Origin of the sequence: Variovorax stachyos, from assembly GCF_051400855.1 — a bacterium.
Classification (GTDB): domain Bacteria; phylum Pseudomonadota; class Gammaproteobacteria; order Burkholderiales; family Burkholderiaceae_C; genus Variovorax.
The window spans coordinates 1-17,350 of the sequence record NZ_JBLFFN010000013.1; the positions used below are offsets into that span (position 1 = coordinate 1).

A 17,350-nucleotide genomic window follows, 5' to 3' on the forward strand; every position below is an offset into this window, starting at 1 on the left:
TTCGCCGACAGCGTCTCGGCCCGGTACGACAGCACCACCAGCCAGCTCTTCGGCGAGGTGGGCCACCGCATCGACGCCGGCGCCGTGGCGCTGGAGCCCTTCGCAGGGCTGGCCCATGTGCGGGTGAAGAGCGATGCCTTCTTCGAGCGCGGCGGCCTGGCGGCGCTGTACGGCGATGGCGGCAGCGTCGATGCGACCTTCTCCACGCTGGGGGTGCGTGCGAGCACGCAGCTGGGCGAGCGCACCCGCGTGCGCGGCCTGCTGGGCTGGCGCCATGCCTTCGGCGACACCGCGCCCACCAGCACGCATGCCTTCGGCGGCAGCCTGCCCTTCACACTCGCGGGCGTGCCGCTGGCGAAGAACGTGGCGGTGCTCGAAGCGGGCGTGGAGACGCAGCTGCGGCGCAACCTGAGCCTGGGTGCTTCGTACTCCCGCCAGTTCGGCGACGGGCTGCAGGACCATGGGTTCAAGGTCAACTTGAACTGGACGTTCTGATAAACACCGGGCTGCTCGGCACCTCGCGTGCTACGTGGCTTTCCTCGGACCCTAGAGGCTGCGCTCCTGGGCTCAACACAGGTCGATAGTTCACAGGTCCCACCGGGATGTCGTGGCGGTGCAACACAGGCCCGGCTTTTTTGGACGGCTTGAATATTTACTGCTTACGAACGAGTCGTGTGGATTGCGAGGCGGGGTTCATCATTGCTAGGTAACCACCTGTGACGAGACGACAAGTTTGAGCGGTGCCGCATTGCAATTCCCACCGACGAAGCCACCCAACCAGAGCGCTCAAGTTGGGGAACTCCGCCTCACCACTATCGGTGGCTGCACCTCGACCACCCCGCGATAGCCGGGCAGGGATCTTGAAGGGGCGGCAGCAGGCTTCGGCGAACCCGACGGACTTTCCGGGGCAATCCCGGAAGTCGTCTCTTCCACAGGCGCGCACATCATTTTTTTAGTTGGTCTGAAGGAAAAAATCGAATGAACCACGTGTTCTGCACTATCTGGTCCAAGACGCTTGGCACGTGGGTGGTGGCCTCGGAATTGGCCACGCAGCATGGCAAGAGCGGCGGAGCCGACAAGCGGCCCCGTCCGGCGGATGCGACGGAGCGGTTGTTCCCTGCCGCGGGCGCGCGCGGTCCCTGGGCCTTGCGGCTGGTCGCGCTGGCGACGTTGCTTGCCTTGTACGCACCGGTGGAGGCGGCGGACCGGTACTGGGACGTCAACGGCTCGGGCGCCGGCTTGGGCGGCACAGGTACCTGGAATACGGCGCCCGGTTTCTGGAGCGACAGCAGCGACGGCGTCAGCGGGCCCTTCATCAATCCCTGGAACAATGCCGCGCCCGGAGGCGACAACGCCATCTTCGGCGGCCTCTCAGGCACGGTAACGCTGGGCGCGCCGATGACCGCGCACAACCTCATCTTTGGTGCCGGCACCACCTACACGCTCACCGGAAGCACCTTGACTCTCGCCGGCGCGGCACCGACCATCGCCACCGATGGCATCACCACCATCAACTCGATTCTTGCTGGCAATGCAGGGCTGACCAAAGCCGGCACTGGCACTCTGGCCCTCAACGGCGTCAACACCTTCAGCGGCGGCCTCAACGTCACCGCGGGCACTCTGAACGTCGCCGGCGATTCGTCGCTCGGCGCCGCGAGCAATGGCATCGCCTTGTCGGCAGGCACGACGCTGGTCAGCACCGGCGCGCTGAGCGCTGGCCGCGTTGTCACGCTGCTCTCCGGCTCCTCCGGCATTGGCGGGGGCGTTGGCTCGGCGCACATCACCGGGGCCGGCGGCTTTTCCCTGGCCGGGAACACGACGCTGAGCGACAACACCAACAATTTCACCGGGCCGGTAGCCACCTATGGTTCCAGCCTGTCCTTCACGTCGATCCGCAATCTGGGCCAGGCGAGCGCCCTGGGAGCACCGACCACGGTGGCCGACGGCGCTGTGTTCGTCCGCGACGCCTTCGCCATCTATCTGGGCAGCGGAGATACCTCGAACCGCAGCTGGAACATGGCTCCCTTCAACTTCTCCTCGATTCTGAGCAATCAGGGAACCGGCACGCTGACGGTCACCGGAGACATCACCGGGGCGGGAGGGTCTTCAGGATCCGTCTTCTTGGACGCGCAGACCGCCGATTTGGCGCTGTCGGGCGTCATCAGCAGCAACCTTGCAAGTCGACCGTTTGCATTCACCGGCGGCGGGACAAACCGCAGCATTGCATTGACCGGGGCCAACACTTTTGGCGGTGGCGTCACGATCCAGAGCGTCACCGTGAGAGCCAACTCCCTCGCTGACCAGGGCTCCATCAGTTCGCTGGGCACGGGTGCCGGCTCCGGGACCATCTCGCTCGACAGCGGCGTGCTGTCCTATGTCGGCGCCGGAAGCAGCAGCAATCGCGGGCTTTTGATCAACGGCGGCAGCAGCGTCCTCAACGACGGCACGGGCGCGCTCAACCTCAGCGGAGCGGTCGCGTTCAATGCCGCCGCGCCGGCCGATGCACTTACGCTTGGCGGCAGCTTCGCGGGCACCAACACGGCCTCCGGCGTGATTTCCGGCCCCGGCAATCTCGTCATGAACGGCGGGGCAGGCAGTGCCTGGCTGCTCAGTGGGGCCAACACGTATGACGGGACCACAACCGTCACATCGGGCACCTTGCAAGCCGGCAGCAGCCAGGCCTTCGGCGTACCCAACTCGGTGGTCGTCAACGGCGGCACGCTAGACCTCAACGACTTCGCCATGACCGCGACATCGTTGTCGGGCACCGGCGGCACCGTGGACCTCGGCAGCGCCAACCTGACGCTGAACGCGGCATCGGGCAGCGCCAGCTACGCAGGCAGCATCACGGGCAGCGGCAGCCTGACCAAGCTCGGCCTCGGCACGCAGACCCTGACCGGCGCCAACACCTATACCGGCGCGACCAACATTGGCACAGGCACGCTGGCGCTCGACTTCGCCGGCGCGGGGGGGCCGACCAGCAACATCATTTCCGGTGCCTCGACACTGAACATGGGCGGCGGCACGCTGACGGTGACGGGCGCCGCGGGCGAGGGCAACACGCAGACCTTCAACGGCTTGAACGTGACCGCCGGCAGCAACCGGATCAGCACGGCGCCTGGCGCGGGCGGCACCGTCACGGTCAACCTGGGGGGCATCACCCGCAGCGGCGGCCTGATCGATTTCGGCACCTCCACCAGCGGCATCATCACCACCGCAAACGCCGATGGCACGCTCGGCGGCTGGGCCACGGTCAACGGCAGCGACTACGCAAAAGTACAAGGCGGCAGCATTGTCGCCTTCACCGCCGCCGACTACACGAACAAGGACGATGCCTCCACCTGGCTGAACAACGAGTTCATCAGCGACGCAGGCGGTGCGGTCAACACGCCCTTCTTCGGCACGGTCACGGGCACCAGGCAGCTGGGCGGCCTGCAATACACCGCGGCGGCCAGTTCCACCGTGAACGTGAGCCCCGGCGAGACCCTGGGCATCGACGGCACCATCATCGTGACGAGCTCGGTGGGCAACACCGCCAAGACCCTCCAGGGCGGCAACCTTACCGGTCTCTCCGGCGGCGGCACCCTGGGTGTGCTGCAGAACGGCGGCGCGGGCAGCAACTTCACCATCGCCTCGACCATCGTCGACAACACCGGCGCCATCGGCTTCAGCAAGGGCGGCACCGCGCAGGTTACGCTGACCGGCGCCAACACCTATACCGGCGCCACGACGCTGAGCGGCGGCACGCTGTCCATCAACTCCGTCGCCAATGCCGGCACGGCAAGCAGCATCGGCGCGTCGTCGGCCGCCTCGTCCAACCTGATGGTCGAGAGTGGCACGCTGAGCTACACCGGTGGCAGCGCCAGCACCGACCGCGGCTTCACGCTGGTCAACGGTGGCCCGTCGCGGACCATCGAGGTGACCAACGGCGCCGCCAACCTGGCCTTCAATGGAGTGGTCACCAGCCCGGACGACGCAGGCTTCATCAAGACCGGCGCGGGCACGCTGACGCTGGGCAATGCCAGCAACAACTATATCGGTGCCACCACGGTCAGCGCCGGCACGCTGGCCGTCGGCACGCTCGGCAACGGCGGCGCGGCAAGCACCATTGGCGCGTCCAGCAGCGCCTCCGCCAACCTGGTGCTCCAAAGCGGTGGGGAACTGGAATACACCGGCGCCACGGCGAGCACCGATCGCGGTTTCACGCTCGGCACCGGCGGCGGCGCGGTCGACGTGACCCAGGGCGCGAGCACGCTCACGGTCAGTGGCACTGTCGCAGGCGCCGGCACGCTGAGCAAGAACGGCCCAGGCACCTTGGTGCTCTCGGGGAACAACACTTACGCCGGTGGCACCTCGGTCAATGCAGGCGTGTTGCGCGCAGGCTCCACCAGTGCGTTCGGGACGGGTCCCATGGCGGTGAACGCCGGCGCGACCGTGCAGCTCGCGAATCTCAACAACAGCGTCGGGTATCTGACGGGCGCAGGCACGGTGGACCTGGGCTCTGCAACCCTGACGCTCAACAGCGGTACGACTGTCCCATTCTTCACCGGCACGATTACGGGGACGGGCGGGATCACCCGCACCGGCGGGCTCACGCAGGCCCTCAGTGGCTGCAACAACACCTACACGGGCGCTACCCAGCTGCTGGGCGGGCGGTTGTTGGTCGACTGCCTGGCGAACGGTGGCGAGGCAAGCTCCATCGGCGCTTCGACCGCGGCTGCTTCCAATCTGACCATCGGTGCGGGTGCTGAGCTGAACTACACGGGCGGCAGCGTCAGCATCGACCGCGGCGCAACCATGTGGGGGGGGGACGGGTATATCCTCGTCGCCTCACCGACGACGACGCTGGGCATGAGCGGGCAGGTCACCGGCGGGGGCCGGCTCAGGAAGGCGGGGGCCGGCGTCCTGGTGCTGTCAGGCACGAACAATAACTCCGGAGGCACCGTTGTCGACAGCGGCATCCTGCGTGCGGGCTCCACCAGCGCCTTCGGAACGGGCGGCGTTTTCATGCAGAACGTGGCCGGCGCCACGCTCGATCTGGCCAACAACAACAACTCGGTCCTCGATCTCCAAGGGGGCGGCGCGCTCGGCGGCAACATCACCCTGGGTTCGGCGACGCTGACGATCACCAACGGCAGCAACGGGACTTACTCCGGCGCGATCAGCGGCACGGGCGGCCTGGTCAAGTCGGGGGGCAGTGGCGCCGCTCAGGTGCTGTCGGGCTGCAACAGCAGCTATACGGGCAGCACGGTCATCAACGCGGGCTATATCTACGCCGACTGCCTCCGCGACGGCGGCGCCAACAGTTCCATCGGCGCCTCGGGCGCGGCCGCGAGCAATCTGGTTTTGAATGGCGGCACCTTGCAGTACACCGGTGCGGCAACGAGCACCGATCGGCTTTTCACGCTCGGTGCCACGGGCACGCTCTCCGCCTCGGGCAGCGGTCCGGTGAGCTTCACGAACCCCGGCGCCATCGCCTTCGTAAATCCCAATACCGCCAGCCTGTTGACACTGGCCGGCGTGAACACCGACAACAACAGCCTGGCCGCGCTGATCACCGACAACGGCACCGGCACCACCTCGCTGAACAAGACCGGCACCGGCACCTGGATCCTCAACAATTCGAACAGCACCTACACCGGCGTCACCACCATCAGTGGCGGCGTGCTCGGGGTCGACAAGCTCAGCGATGGCGGCACGGCCAGCAGCATCGGCCAGTCTTCCGGTGCAGCGACCAGCCTGGTGATCGGCAGCGGTTCGACCCTGCGCTATACCGGCAGCGGCGACACCACCAACCGCCTGTTCACGCTGTCCACCGGCAACAGCATCATCGAGGCGTCGGGCACCGGCGCGGTCGTGTTCAGCAATACCGGATCGGCCGCCTATACCGGCAGCGGCGCCCGAACGCTGGCGCTCGGCGGCACCAACAGCGACGCCAACACGATGGGCGGCACCATCGTCGACGGCCCGGGTGGCACGACAACGCTGGCCAAGAACGGACCGGGCAACTGGATCCTCACCGGCAACAACACCTTCACCGGCAACACCGTCATCAACGACGGCAACCTGACGATCGGCAATGGCGGGACCACCGGCAATGCCGGTGCCGGGAACGTGTTCGTCGTCAATTCGACATCGACCCTGTCGCTCAACCGCAGCGACACCTTCAACTTCACCGGCACCATCAGCGGTGCCGGCAACCTGGCGCAGATCGGCACCGGCACCACCGTGCTGACGGCCGCCGGCAATGCGGTCGGCGGCACCACCGCGATCAGCGCCGGCACGCTGCAGGTGAACGGCGCGCTGGCCACGGCCGGCATTTCGATGACCGGCACGTCCGCCCTCACCGTGAACGGCACCGTGCAGGCGGCCGGCGCAACGCCCTCGACGCTCACCGGGGATGCCGGAGCCAGCACCCTCAACGTCAACGCCGGCGGCACCCTGCGCGCCAACGGCGACCTGGGCGCCGGCACCGACACGCTCAACCTGAACGGCACCCTCGACACCGGCGCCGGCACCCTCGGCCTGGGCGCCGGCAACGACACGCTGGCGCTCAACGACGGCGGCACCATCACCGGCACCGTCAACGGCGGCGCCGGCATTGAAACCGCCGCCGGCGACACGCTGCAGGTGACCAACACCGTCGCCCGCACGCTCGACGGCACCAGCACCGCCGGCTTCGAGACCCTGCTCAAGCAGGGCAGCGGCACCCTCACCCTCACCGGCGCGCAAGCCTATGCTGCGGGTACCACCGTCCAGGCCGGCACGCTGCTGGTCAACGGCAACCAGGCCGGCACCGGTGGGCCCACCACGGTACAGAGCGCGGCCACCCTCGGCGGCACCGGCACGGTGGCCGGCGACGTGACCGTGACCAGCGGCGCTGCCCTGAGCCCGGGCAACAGCGGCGTGGTGGGCGCATTGACCATCAACGGCAATCTCACCCTGAACGCCGGCTCGGCGCTCAACTACCAGTTCGGGCAGGCCAACGTGCCGGGCGGGCCACTCAACGACCTCACCACGGTGGCGGGCAACCTGACGCTGGGCGGCACCCTCAACGTCAACCCGAGCTCCGGCGGCAGCTTCACGCCGGGCGTGTACCGCGTCATCAACTACGGCGGCGCCCTCACCAACAACGGCTTGACCATCGGCAGTGCACCGGCCGGCACGTACGCCGTGCAGACCTCGGTCGCCAACCAGGTCAACCTGCTCAACAGCACCGGCGTCACGCTGAACTTCTGGGACGGTCCCGGCAACCAGAACGACGGCACCATCCAGGGCGGCAACGGCCTGTGGCAAAACGCCACCGGCGCCGACAATTGGACCGACCAGACCGCCAGCATCAACGCCACCTATGCCGATGGCGCCTTCGCCATCTTCAGCGGCACCGCCGGCACCGTCAGCGTCGACAACAGCCTGGGCGCCGTGCGCGCCTCGGGCATGCAGTTCACCGTGAGCGGCTACACCCTCGCTGGCGGCCCCCTCACGCTCACCGGCGCGCCCTCCGTCATCCGCGTGGGCGACGGCACCGGCGCCGGCGCCGGCATGACCGCCACCATCGACGCCACCCTCGTCGGCACCGGCGGCTTGCAGAAATCCGACCTCGGCACGCTGGTGCTCAACGGCACCAACACCTACACCGGCGGCACCACCGTCGATGGCGGCACCCTGCAGGTGGCCAGCGATGCCAACCTGGGCGATGCCGGCGGCGGGCTCACGCTGGATGGCGGCGCGCTGCGCAACACGGCGGCCTTCACCTCCGCGCGCGCCGTCACCCTCGGCGCGAGCGGCGGCACCGTCGAGACGCAGGCGAACCTCACGCTGTCCGGCACCGTCGGCGGCACGGGGTCGTTGACCAAGACCGGCGGCAACACCCTCACGCTCGCCGGCAGCAACACGTACCTGGGCGGCACCTTCATCAACGGCGGCACCGTGGCGGTCTCCGGCGATGCCAGCCTCGGCAACGCGAGCGGCGCCCTCTCGCTCGATGGCGGCACCCTGCAGAGCACCGCCGCCTTCACGTCTGCACGGGCGGTCACGCTCGCTGCAGGCGGCGGCACCTTCCAGACCACCGGCGACCTCACGCTCACGGGTGCGATCGGCGGCGCCGGCGCGCTGACCAAGACCGATGCCGGCACCCTGGTGCTCGCCGCGGACAGCAGCCACGCCGGCGGCACCACGATCTCGGGGGGCACGCTGCAACTGGGCAACGGTGGCACCACGGGTGCCATCGCGGGCAACGTCGCCAACAACGGCACGCTCGCCTTCGACCGCTCCAACGCGTACAGCTTCGGCGGCACCATCTCCGGCAGCGGTGCCGTCACGCAGCAAGGCACCGGCATCACCGTGCTGAGCGGCGACAACAGCTATGCCGGCAACACCGCCGTCGATGCCGGCACCCTCATCGTCAACGGCAACCAGGCCGGCGCCACCGGCGGCACCTCGGTGGCGGCCGGCGCCACGCTGGGCGGCGTCGGCACCCTCGGCGGCGACGTGTCGGTCGCCGACGGCTCCACGCTCAGCCCCGGCAATCTCGGCAGCGTGCCGGGCACGCTGACCGTCAACGGCGACCTGGCGCTGGGCAATGCCTCCACGCTGAGCTACAACTTCGGCCAGGCCAACGTGATCGGCGGCGCCTACAACGACCTGACCAAGGTGGCGGGCGACCTCACGCTGGGCGGCACCCTGAACGTCACGACCACGCCGGGCGCCACCTTCGACCCCGGCATCTATCGCGTCATCAGCTACGGCGGCACCCTGACCAACAACGGCCTTGTCGCCGGCACCATGCCCTCGCCCACCTTCTATGTGCAGACCTCGGTGAACAACCAGGTGAACCTGGTGAACGCAGCCGGCTTGCCGGTGAACTTCTGGGATGGTCCGGGCAACCAGAACGACGGCGTCATCCAGGGCGGCAGCGGCCTGTGGCAGAACGCCAGCGGCAATGGCAACTGGACGCTCGGCGACGGCGGCGTCAACGCGCCCTTCCAGGACGCCAGCTTCGCCATCTTCGCCGCCGCGCCGGGAACGGTCACGGTCGACAACAGCCTCGGCGCGGTCAGGAACGGCGGCATGCAGTTCGCCGCGGACGGCTACAGGATCGAGGGCGGCCCCATCACGCTGGCCGGCGCGCCCAACATCCTGCGCGTGGGTGACGGCACCGCCGACGGCGCGGCCATGACCGCGACGATCGCCTCGGCATTGAGCGGCACGGGCGGCGTGCAGAAGGCGGACCTCGGCACGCTGGTGCTGACCGGCGCCAACACCTACGGCGGCGGCACCACCATCACGGCAGGCACCCTGCAGCTGGGCGACGGCGGCGCCGGCGGCTCCATCGTCGGCGACGTGACCAACCACGGCACGCTCGCCTTCAACCGCTCGGACCGCGTGGACTTCAGCGGCGCCATCTCCGGCAGCGGCAGCGTCACCCAGGCGGGTGCCGGCACCACGGTGCTCACCGGCACCAACACGTACGTCGGCACCACGAACGTGCAGGCAGGCACCTTGCTCGTCAACGGCGATCAATCCGGCGCGACCGGGCTCACCACCGTCCAGGGTGGCGCCGCGCTGGGTGGCACAGGCACCGTTGGTGGCGACGTGATCATCGCGGGCGGCGCCACGCTACGCCCCGGTGATACGGGTTCCGCCGGCACGCTGACCGTCAATGGCAATCTGTCTCTGGACAGCGGCGCGACGCTCAACTACCGCTTCGGCCAGGCAGGCACCGCCGGAGGGGCCCTCAACGATCTCACGGTGGTGCACGGCGACCTCACCCTGGGCGGGACGCTCAACGTCAGCACCGCGCCGGGCGGCAGCTTCGGGCCGGGCGTGTATCGCGTCTTCAGCTACGACGGCGCACTGACCGACAACGGTCTCGCGCTCGGCACCGTGCCCGCGGGCGACCTGTTCGTGCAGACCTCGATCGCGCGCCAGGTGAACCTGGTGAACACCACCGGGCTCACGCTGAACTTCTGGGATGGCCCGGGCACCCAGGGCAACGGCACGGTCGACGGCGGCAACGGCACCTGGCGCCTGGCCGACAACGACCGGTGGACCGAGGCCAGCGGCGCGGTGAATGCGCCGTACACCAACGGTGCATTCGCTGTCATGGCCGGCACGCCGGGCACCGTGACCATCGACAACGGCAACGGCCAGGTCGAGGCATCGGGCCTGCAGTTCGCGGTCGACGGCTATCGGGTCAACGGCGGCACGCTCGCGCTGACGGGCAGCGCGCCCACCCTTCGCGTGGGCGATGGCAGCGCCGCCGGCGCCGCCATGACCGCCACCATCGACGCGGTGCTTGCCGGCACGGGTCCATTGACCAAGACCGACCTGGGCACGCTGGTGCTGACCGGCAGCAACACCTACACCGGCGGCACGACGATCTCCGCGGGCACGCTGCGACTCGGCAATGGCGGCACCTTGGGTTCGATCACGGGCGATGTGACGAACAACGGCACGCTCGCCTTCGACCGCGGCGACCGCCTGGACTTCGATGGCGCGATCTCGGGCACCGGCGCCATCCGCCAGGCCGGCACGGGCCTGACCAGGCTCAGCGGCAACAGCGCGGCCTTCAGCGGCACCACGACCGTCGAAGCCGGCACGCTCGCCGTGAACGGCGTGCTCGGCGGCAGCGCCAGCGTGCTCGCGGCGGGCCGCCTGCAGGGCTCGGGCAGTGTCGGCAGCCTGACGGTGGCGGGCACCGTCGCCCCGGGCAACTCGATCGGCACGCTGACGGTCAACGGCAACTTCACGCAAGCGGCCGGCTCCACCTACGAGGTCGAAGTCGACCCCGCGTCCAGTGCCTCCGACCTCATCCATGCGAGCGGCACCGCCGGCATCGCGAGCGGGGCGAGGCTCAACGTCGTGCGCATCGACGGCAGCAGCTTCGTGGTGGGCAACCGCTACACCGTGCTCACCGCCGACGGCGGCGTGAGCGGCGCCTACAGCCTCGAGGGCGACACCCGCACGGCCTTCGTCCAGCTGCGCGACAGCTACGACGCCAACAACGTCTACCTGAGTGCCGACAAGGTGCGCAGCTTCACGGACGTGGCGGCCACGCCCAACCAGGTGGCGGTGGCCACGGCGCTGGACAGCCTGCCGCGGGACAACGCGCTGTCCAATGCGGTGGCATTCCTGCCCAGCGACTTCGCTGCGCGCGATGCATTGAACCAGCTGTCGGTGGACATTCACGCCTCCAGCAAGACCGCTGCATTGGAAGACAGCCGCTTCGTGCGCGAGGCCGCCATCGACCGGCTGCGCACGGCCACCTGCGCGCCGGGCAACGCGCCGGGCAGCGCGCCCCAGCAGCCGGCTCAGCCGCCCCAGCAGCGAAGCGAACGTGACGGCTGCACCCCTGCCGACAACCAGGCCCGCACCACCTGGGGCCAGGTCTTCGGCTCCTGGGGTCACATCGACGGCAACGGCAACGCGGCCAAGCTCGAGCGCGACATCGGCGGCTTCGTCGTCGGTGCCGACACCGGCGTGGGCGCCGGCTGGCGCGTGGGCGGCCTGGCCGGCTACAGCCGCGCCAGCGCCGACACCGAGGCGCGCAACAGCAGCGCCAAGACCGACAGCTACCACCTGGGCGTCTACGGCGCCACGCAGTGGGGCGCCACGGCACTGCGCCTGGGTGCCAGCCAGAGCTGGAACAAGCTGGACACCAGCCGCTCGGTGGCCTTCGCCGGCTTCGCCGACAGCGTCTCGGCCCAGTACGACAGCACCACCAGCCAGCTCTTCGGCGAGGTGGGCCACCGCATCGACGCCGGCACCGTGGCGCTGGAGCCCTTCGCGGGGCTGGCCCATGTGCGGGTGAAGAGCGATGCCTTCTTCGAGCGCGGAGGCCTGGCGGCGCTGTACGGCGATGGCGGCAGCGTCGATGCGACCTTCTCCACGCTGGGCGTGCGTGCGAGCACGCAGCTGGGCGAGCGCACGCGCGTGCGCGGCCTGCTGGGCTGGCGCCATGCCTTCGGCGACACCACGCCCACCAGCACGCATGCCTTCGGCGGCAGCCTGCCCTTCACGCTCGCGGGCGTGCCGCTGGCGAAGAACGTGGCGGTGCTCGAAGCGGGCGTGGAGACGCAGCTGCGGCCGAACCTGAGCCTGGGTGCTTCGTACTCGGGCCAGTTCGGCGACGGGCTGAAGGATCATGGGTTCAAGGTCAACTTGAACTGGACGTTCTGATGATGACCGGCAAGCAGCAAAACCGCAGCGGTCAGAAGGCCGTGAAGGCCGGCCGCGTGGCAAAAGGCAGCGTCCGTGGCCGCGCTGGCAAAGGAGCTTCGGCAAGGACGCGAAAGAACTCGCGTCAGGCACCCTCGACGATGGACCTCTTGAACCTGGCGCTCGAAACCGATACTTTGGTCGGTTGGGCGCACAGGCTCGAATTGTCGACAGAGGCACTGCGTACGTCCCGCAACAGAGGCCGGCTCGCGCCAATGCTCGCTGGTGCGCTGGCCGAAGCTCTTCAGCAGGATCCGGCGAAATGGATCGTGATCTCGGCGCTCGAGAATGGGCGTAAGAGTGCGTGCAGAGCACGAATGCTCAAGTACTTTTCGGCACTCGAGAGCAGCCCGCCTGATGGCATCACGCCATCGACTCAGGCCCGGGAAGACTAGGTCTGCGAGCGCGCTGCAGCAGCGCTCCATAGCGGCATCAACCGGGAGCGCTCGTCCTCGAAGCGCGCGCGCAGGCGGTCCTTCTCGCTCTCCTGTGCTGCGATGAAGCGGCCTTGTGCTTCAAGGCGGCGCCGGTTGTCCTCCATCCGGAGGCGCAGGGCCTCCGGCGCACGGGATAGGTTGCCCTTGTAGAACCCCAGCTCGTCCTCGATCTTGCCGCGATCACGCACCAGATCCTGAAAATGCTGGCGGGCGACCCTCAGAACGGCATCGAGCGATGCGAGACGATGCGAGAGCCTCGGCGCGCTCGCGCTCGTGTGCGGCCGGATGCGGGTAACGCGCAAGGAGCGCTCGTTCGCGACGCTGCTCCTCCATGCGTCGCGCCGCCTCAAGGCTGCGCTACGGGTGGTGTCCTATTGGCTTGTTTCGAAAAACGCGAGTTCAACTTCGAGGCCTGAACCTCGTCTGCCGACACATGACGGACCTCCACGCCGCGCCAGCGGCTCCAATCCAAGTGCTGCATCGCAGCGAGTAAGGACGGATGGGGCAAGGCTTCTATAGGGCCACGAAGCGGCGGGTAGCAGCCCTGCCTGTTGAGCTGGCGCTACTACCGCAAGGACCCTGACCAAAAGTTCAGTTGGGGGCTGCAAGCAGATTCGGCTGAAGTTGCTTCGGGTTTTCCGTATGCGCCTATCTGGGGGCCTCGCAATCACCTTCGCCCACTATAAAGAGAGCGGGGTCAGAGACCCGCTCAGCGGCCTGACTCAATTTCATTGCGCAACCCATCAACGAGGATGGCCAGGTCCGCGCGAAACTCGGTCTCAGCATCACTGGTCGAAGCAGCCGTGGCGATTTCAATCAGATGCGCAAAACGGTCCGGAGGGAGCGCTTGAAATCGAGCAATCGTCTCTCTGATGGACTCGCCGGCACGTAGCATAAGCGGTCCAGCGAGCTCGGCTTGCGCGGCGCCCATGATGAGTGCAGACACTGCTCTGAAGGCAACGAGAATACACGAGCCGCGCCTCGTACTCGCAGTTCTCCCAGGGCTCGCCGGCAGGCGGCTCGTACATGTAGTTGGACGGTGTGCCGTCCATCGGCTTGAGGTAGTTGACGGTTGCGCGTGTCACAACGACATTGAATGCCAAAGCGCGGCGTGCGCGCAAACGACAAACCGGCACGCGCGGATTCCCTCGCGGGAATGCGAAACTCAGACGGCCAGGCTGACGGCCAGCACGACGAGCGACAGCGCCATCGCGCCGTTGAAGGCCTTGAGGTGGCGCGGCGAACTCAGGAACCGCCCGATCGCCACGCCGAACAGCGTCCAGATCGAGATGAGCGGAAAGCCCACGACCAGCCCGACGACGGAGACCAGCAGATCATTTCGTCGAGGATGGTGTCGTCTGCAAGGAGAGCTGGCGCACGCCATCAGCACCATCGTGCGCGTACAGATCGGCGGCCGGTCCTGGCTCACCGGCGGCACCGACCCGCAGCGCGAGGGGCATCGCAGCGGCGACGGCATGGTGGCTTGAGGGCCTGTGCTGACCATGCCCTCAGGGCATGGCCGGTGGTCCAATTGTAATGGCCGTGCGCGCGGAGGCGCCTCTAGACTTGGACGCTTTCCCACTTGCAACGCGCACCCCACCGCCATGCCCGTCGCCATCTTCCGCTTCCCGCTCCGTCGCAGCGTCGCCGTGCTGGCGGCGCTGCTGCCCCTGGCCTTCGGCGTGTCGGCGCGCGCCGTCGACGAACCTGTCGCGCTCGATCTAATCATTGAAGGCGGCACCATCTTCACGGGCGAGGACGCGCCGCCGCAGGTGGGCGACGTCGGCATTGCTGGCGACCGCATTGTCTTCGTCGGCCGGGCTGCGCCGCATCGCTTCGTGGCCAAGCGGCGCATCGATGCGCGCGGCCAGGTGGTGGCGCCGGGCTTTATCGATCCGCACACCCATGCCGACCGCGACCTGTTCCATGCCGACGCGCGCCGCCGGCTCAACGTGCCCTTCCTCACCCAGGGCGTGACCACCGCAGTGATCGGCAGCGACGGCTTCGGCGGCGCCGACATCGCGGCGCAGGCGCAGCGACTGAGGGATAACGGCGCCGGCACCAACACCGCGATCTACGTCGGCTTCGGCCCGGTGCGCGCCGGCCAGCTTGGCGAGGCCAACCGCGCGCCGACGTCCGAGCAGCTGGACGCCATGCGCGCCCAGGTTTCGCGCGCGATGTGCGAAGGCGCGCTCGGCCTGTCAACCGGGCTCTTCTATGCACCGCAGAGTTTCGCGCGCACCGAGGAGGTGATAGAGCTGGCCAAGGTCGCGGCGCGCCACGGCGGCCTGTACGACAGCCACATCCGCGACGAGTCCATGTACAACATCGGCCTCAAGGGCTCGATCGACGAGGTGATCCGCATCGGGCACGAAGCTAAGCTGCCGGTGCACGTCGCCCACATCAAGGCGCTAGGCGTGGCAGTGCATGGCCAAAGCGGCGACATTATCCGGCGCATCGAGGCCGAGCAGAAGCGCGGCCTTGCGATCACCGCCGACCAGTACCCGTGGACTGCATCGAGCACCCGCTTCTCCGCTGCGCTGGTGCCTGGCTGGGCGTTGGACGGCGGCCGCGCCGCGATGCTCAAGCGATTCGACGACGCCTCGCTGCAGGAGCGTCTGCGCAAAGACATGCGCGAGAACCTACGCCTGCGCGGCGGGCCGGAGGCGGTCCTGTTCTCGGCCGGCGCGAACACCAAATACATCGGGCGCACGCTGGCCGAGGTGGCGCAGGGCGGCGATCCGGTGGACGCGGCCATCGCGGTGCTGCGCGAGGCCGACTTGGCGATCGCCTCCTTCAACCAGACCGACGACGACGTGCGCAACTTCATGAAGCGGCCGTGGGTGATGACCTCCTCCGATTCGTCGGAAGGCCATCCGCGCGCCTACGGCACTTTCGCGCGCAAGTACGACCAGTATGTGGTGAAGGAAAACGTGATCTCGCTCGGCCGCTTCGTGCGCGCCAGCACCGGCCAAGTGGCCGACACCCTGGGACTGACCAAGCGCGGCTACCTGCGCAGCGGCTACCACGCCGATGTGGCGGTGTTCGATCCGGCGCGCTACGCGGCGCGCGCCACCTACGCGCAGCCTACGCTGCTGTCGCAGGGCGTTACGACGGTGCTGGTGAACGGCGAGCTGGCGGTGGACGGCGGCGAAGTCACTGGCCGCGCCGCCGGCCGGCCACTGCTGCGCACGCCGCGCGAGGGAAGCTGCCCGGCCTGAAACAGGCGGCCAACGTGCGGATGGCCTGCGAGCTGCTCTCGAAGCCCACCTGCGCGCTCTGGCCCACGCGGTGTAGCGCCTCGTCGAGCGTGAGTCGGACGATGTTGGGCCGGTTCGTCATGACCAGCGTGTGGCGCGCGACCACGCGGGGGCGCTGACCGGCTTGTCCATGCGCAGCCGCTGGCCAGCGGCGCGACCAGTACCAGAGGCTCGCGAAGAAGGGGCTGAAGCCGCGCGCTCGCTGATCGATCGAGTGGCGTGCGAACCCGTCTTCACGGAACAGGTAGCGAGCATGAGACTGCAGAGTGCACAGCACCTGCGCGCTTCGTTCCTTCTCAGCGGGAAAAGGTTGTGTCGGGGGCACGGTCGCCGGATACGCGGCCTGGTCGTTCAAAAACGTTTGCGAATATGCTCGTTTTTCGTATGTTTACGCAAACATTTTTGCCGCGGCAACTCACCTGGTGTCGCCGCTGAAAGGGATTGAACCACGGCAGGGCTTTGGTCCGTTCGCCGTTCATGCGACCGAACGCTCCATTTGCCGTTCGCGACCTGTCGATATGCCGGGCGCCCGTGAACCTCGAGAGCTCGCGCTCGGCCTCGCGGTTACCAGGTGATCGGCGCCGCCTTGAAGGACAGGAGCTTGGCGTTGACCGCTTCGAAGGGGTTCGGCCCATTGATGAAGCCGGGTGCCACGGGATGCGGCAGCGCGACCTCGCCAGCGCGCGTGCCCCAGGTTCCCGCCTCGGTGGCGGCCAGCCTCACGCCTTCGTTGACGAGCAGCTTCTGCGCAAGTGCGCCGAGGCAGAGGAAGACCACCTGTCCGCGCCGTCGCACCGCCATCGACCTCAGCACCTGGCCGACCACCGGGCGCCAGAAGGGGATGTGGCCGCGCAACTGTTCCGGAGCGCCGCCGGACTTGTAGCGCGTGAGGGTGAGCCCGGCATTGAGGAAGAGCACGCCCTCGGTCTGCTGCAGCCTGTCGAAAAGGGCGCGCGGCGCCTCGAGCGCCACACCGGGTGTCCCGATGTGGCGCGCGAACGCGGCCCAGCTCATGTTCAGCACCGTCGGGTCCTGGGTGCGCGCCGCCACCAGCATGCGCAGCAGCACGCGCAAGCTGTTGGCGACCGACGCCGCCGGCAGGTTCCAGGTGTCCGTGTCGCCCTGCTCGAAGGAGCGGCCGGTCGCGCGGCGCAGCGCCGGGTAGGGGTCCTGGCCGATCAGCACGCAACACACCTTCGAGGGCGCGAGGCCGTCGAAGGCGCGGAACACGTGGGCATCGGCTCGCGCTTCGGGCAGGGGCTTGCCGCGCCGCGCGGGGTAGATGGGCTGCGAGTCGTCGTAGGTGAGGGTGTCGCCGACGGCGAGCGGGTCGGGGCTGGCGCCTGCGAGCGCCGTGCGCCAGGCGGGCGTGAGGTCGCGGCGCCAGTCGATAGCGAAGTCGTTCAATGCGTCGCGCAGGAGGGCCATGGTTGG

The 17,350-nt window shown here is 68.5% G+C and carries 9 protein-coding genes; 4 read left to right on the plus strand and 5 right to left on the minus strand.

Annotation, left to right across the window (positions count from 1 at the left end; genetic code table 11):
* The 3 genes from ACMGEZ_RS21165 to ACMGEZ_RS21175 all read left to right on the plus strand — a co-directional run.
* A partial coding sequence (locus ACMGEZ_RS21165; protein WP_436824246.1) for an autotransporter outer membrane beta-barrel domain-containing protein occupies positions 1-495 on the plus strand: 495 nt, incomplete at its 5' end.
* A gap of 483 nt (positions 496-978) precedes the next feature.
* On the plus strand, positions 979-12,180 hold the full coding sequence (locus ACMGEZ_RS21170; protein WP_436824247.1) for an autotransporter-associated beta strand repeat-containing protein: 11,202 nt from the start codon (positions 979-981) through the stop codon (positions 12,178-12,180).
* Positions 12,180-12,614, plus strand: a complete 435-nt coding sequence (locus ACMGEZ_RS21175; protein WP_436824248.1) for a hypothetical protein — start codon at positions 12,180-12,182, stop codon at positions 12,612-12,614. Before ACMGEZ_RS21170 ends, ACMGEZ_RS21175 begins: the two co-directional genes overlap by 1 nt.
* Here the strand turns inward: ACMGEZ_RS21175 and ACMGEZ_RS21180 are convergent.
* The 3 genes from ACMGEZ_RS21180 to ACMGEZ_RS21190 all read right to left on the minus strand — a co-directional run bounded on the left by ACMGEZ_RS21180 (position 12,611) and on the right by ACMGEZ_RS21190 (position 14,049).
* The gene (locus ACMGEZ_RS21180) at positions 12,611-12,958 is read right to left on the minus strand and encodes a hypothetical protein (protein WP_436824249.1); all 348 of its coding nucleotides are present in this window, start codon (positions 12,956-12,958) and stop codon (positions 12,611-12,613) included. The two genes, ACMGEZ_RS21175 and ACMGEZ_RS21180, sit on opposite strands and share 4 nt — an antisense overlap.
* Before the next feature lie 407 nt (positions 12,959-13,365).
* Positions 13,366-13,602, minus strand: a complete 237-nt coding sequence (locus tag ACMGEZ_RS21185; protein ID WP_436824250.1) for a hypothetical protein — start codon at positions 13,600-13,602, stop codon at positions 13,366-13,368.
* Between the two features lie 219 nt (positions 13,603-13,821).
* Positions 13,822-14,049 (minus strand): hypothetical protein, encoded by a 228-nt coding sequence (locus tag ACMGEZ_RS21190; protein WP_436824251.1) that lies wholly within the window; start codon positions 14,047-14,049, stop codon positions 13,822-13,824.
* Between the two features lie 211 nt (positions 14,050-14,260).
* On the opposite strand from ACMGEZ_RS21190, the gene ACMGEZ_RS21195 reads away from it, so the two are divergent.
* Positions 14,261-15,877, plus strand: a complete 1,617-nt coding sequence (locus tag ACMGEZ_RS21195) for an N-acyl-D-amino-acid deacylase family protein (protein ID WP_436824252.1) — start codon at positions 14,261-14,263, stop codon at positions 15,875-15,877.
* Here ACMGEZ_RS21195 and ACMGEZ_RS21200 read toward each other — a convergent pair.
* Positions 15,813-16,193, minus strand: a complete 381-nt coding sequence (locus ACMGEZ_RS21200; protein WP_436824253.1) for a type 2 periplasmic-binding domain-containing protein — start codon at positions 16,191-16,193, stop codon at positions 15,813-15,815. The two genes, ACMGEZ_RS21195 and ACMGEZ_RS21200, sit on opposite strands and share 65 nt — an antisense overlap.
* A gap of 287 nt (positions 16,194-16,480) precedes the next feature.
* Entirely contained in the window at positions 16,481-17,344 is an 864-nt protein-coding gene (locus ACMGEZ_RS21205; RefSeq protein ID WP_436824254.1) for a uracil-DNA glycosylase family protein, read from the minus strand.
* Between the last annotated feature and the right edge of the window lie 6 nt (positions 17,345-17,350).

What these genes read in the sequence shown, in the direction of transcription:
- ACMGEZ_RS21205 (WP_436824254.1), bottom strand. Translation starts at nt 17,344, where the DNA reads ATGGCCCTCCTGCGCGACGCATTGAACGACTTCGCTATCGACTGGCGC.
- ACMGEZ_RS21190 (WP_436824251.1), bottom strand. Translation starts at nt 14,049, where the DNA reads ATGGTGCTGATGGCGTGCGCCAGCTCTCCTTGCAGACGACACCATCCT.
- ACMGEZ_RS21195 (WP_436824252.1), top strand. Translation starts at nt 14,261, where the DNA reads ATGCCCGTCGCCATCTTCCGCTTCCCGCTCCGTCGCAGCGTCGCCGTG.
- ACMGEZ_RS21175 (WP_436824248.1), top strand. Translation starts at nt 12,180, where the DNA reads ATGATGACCGGCAAGCAGCAAAACCGCAGCGGTCAGAAGGCCGTGAAG.
- ACMGEZ_RS21170 (WP_436824247.1), top strand. Translation starts at nt 979, where the DNA reads ATGAACCACGTGTTCTGCACTATCTGGTCCAAGACGCTTGGCACGTGG.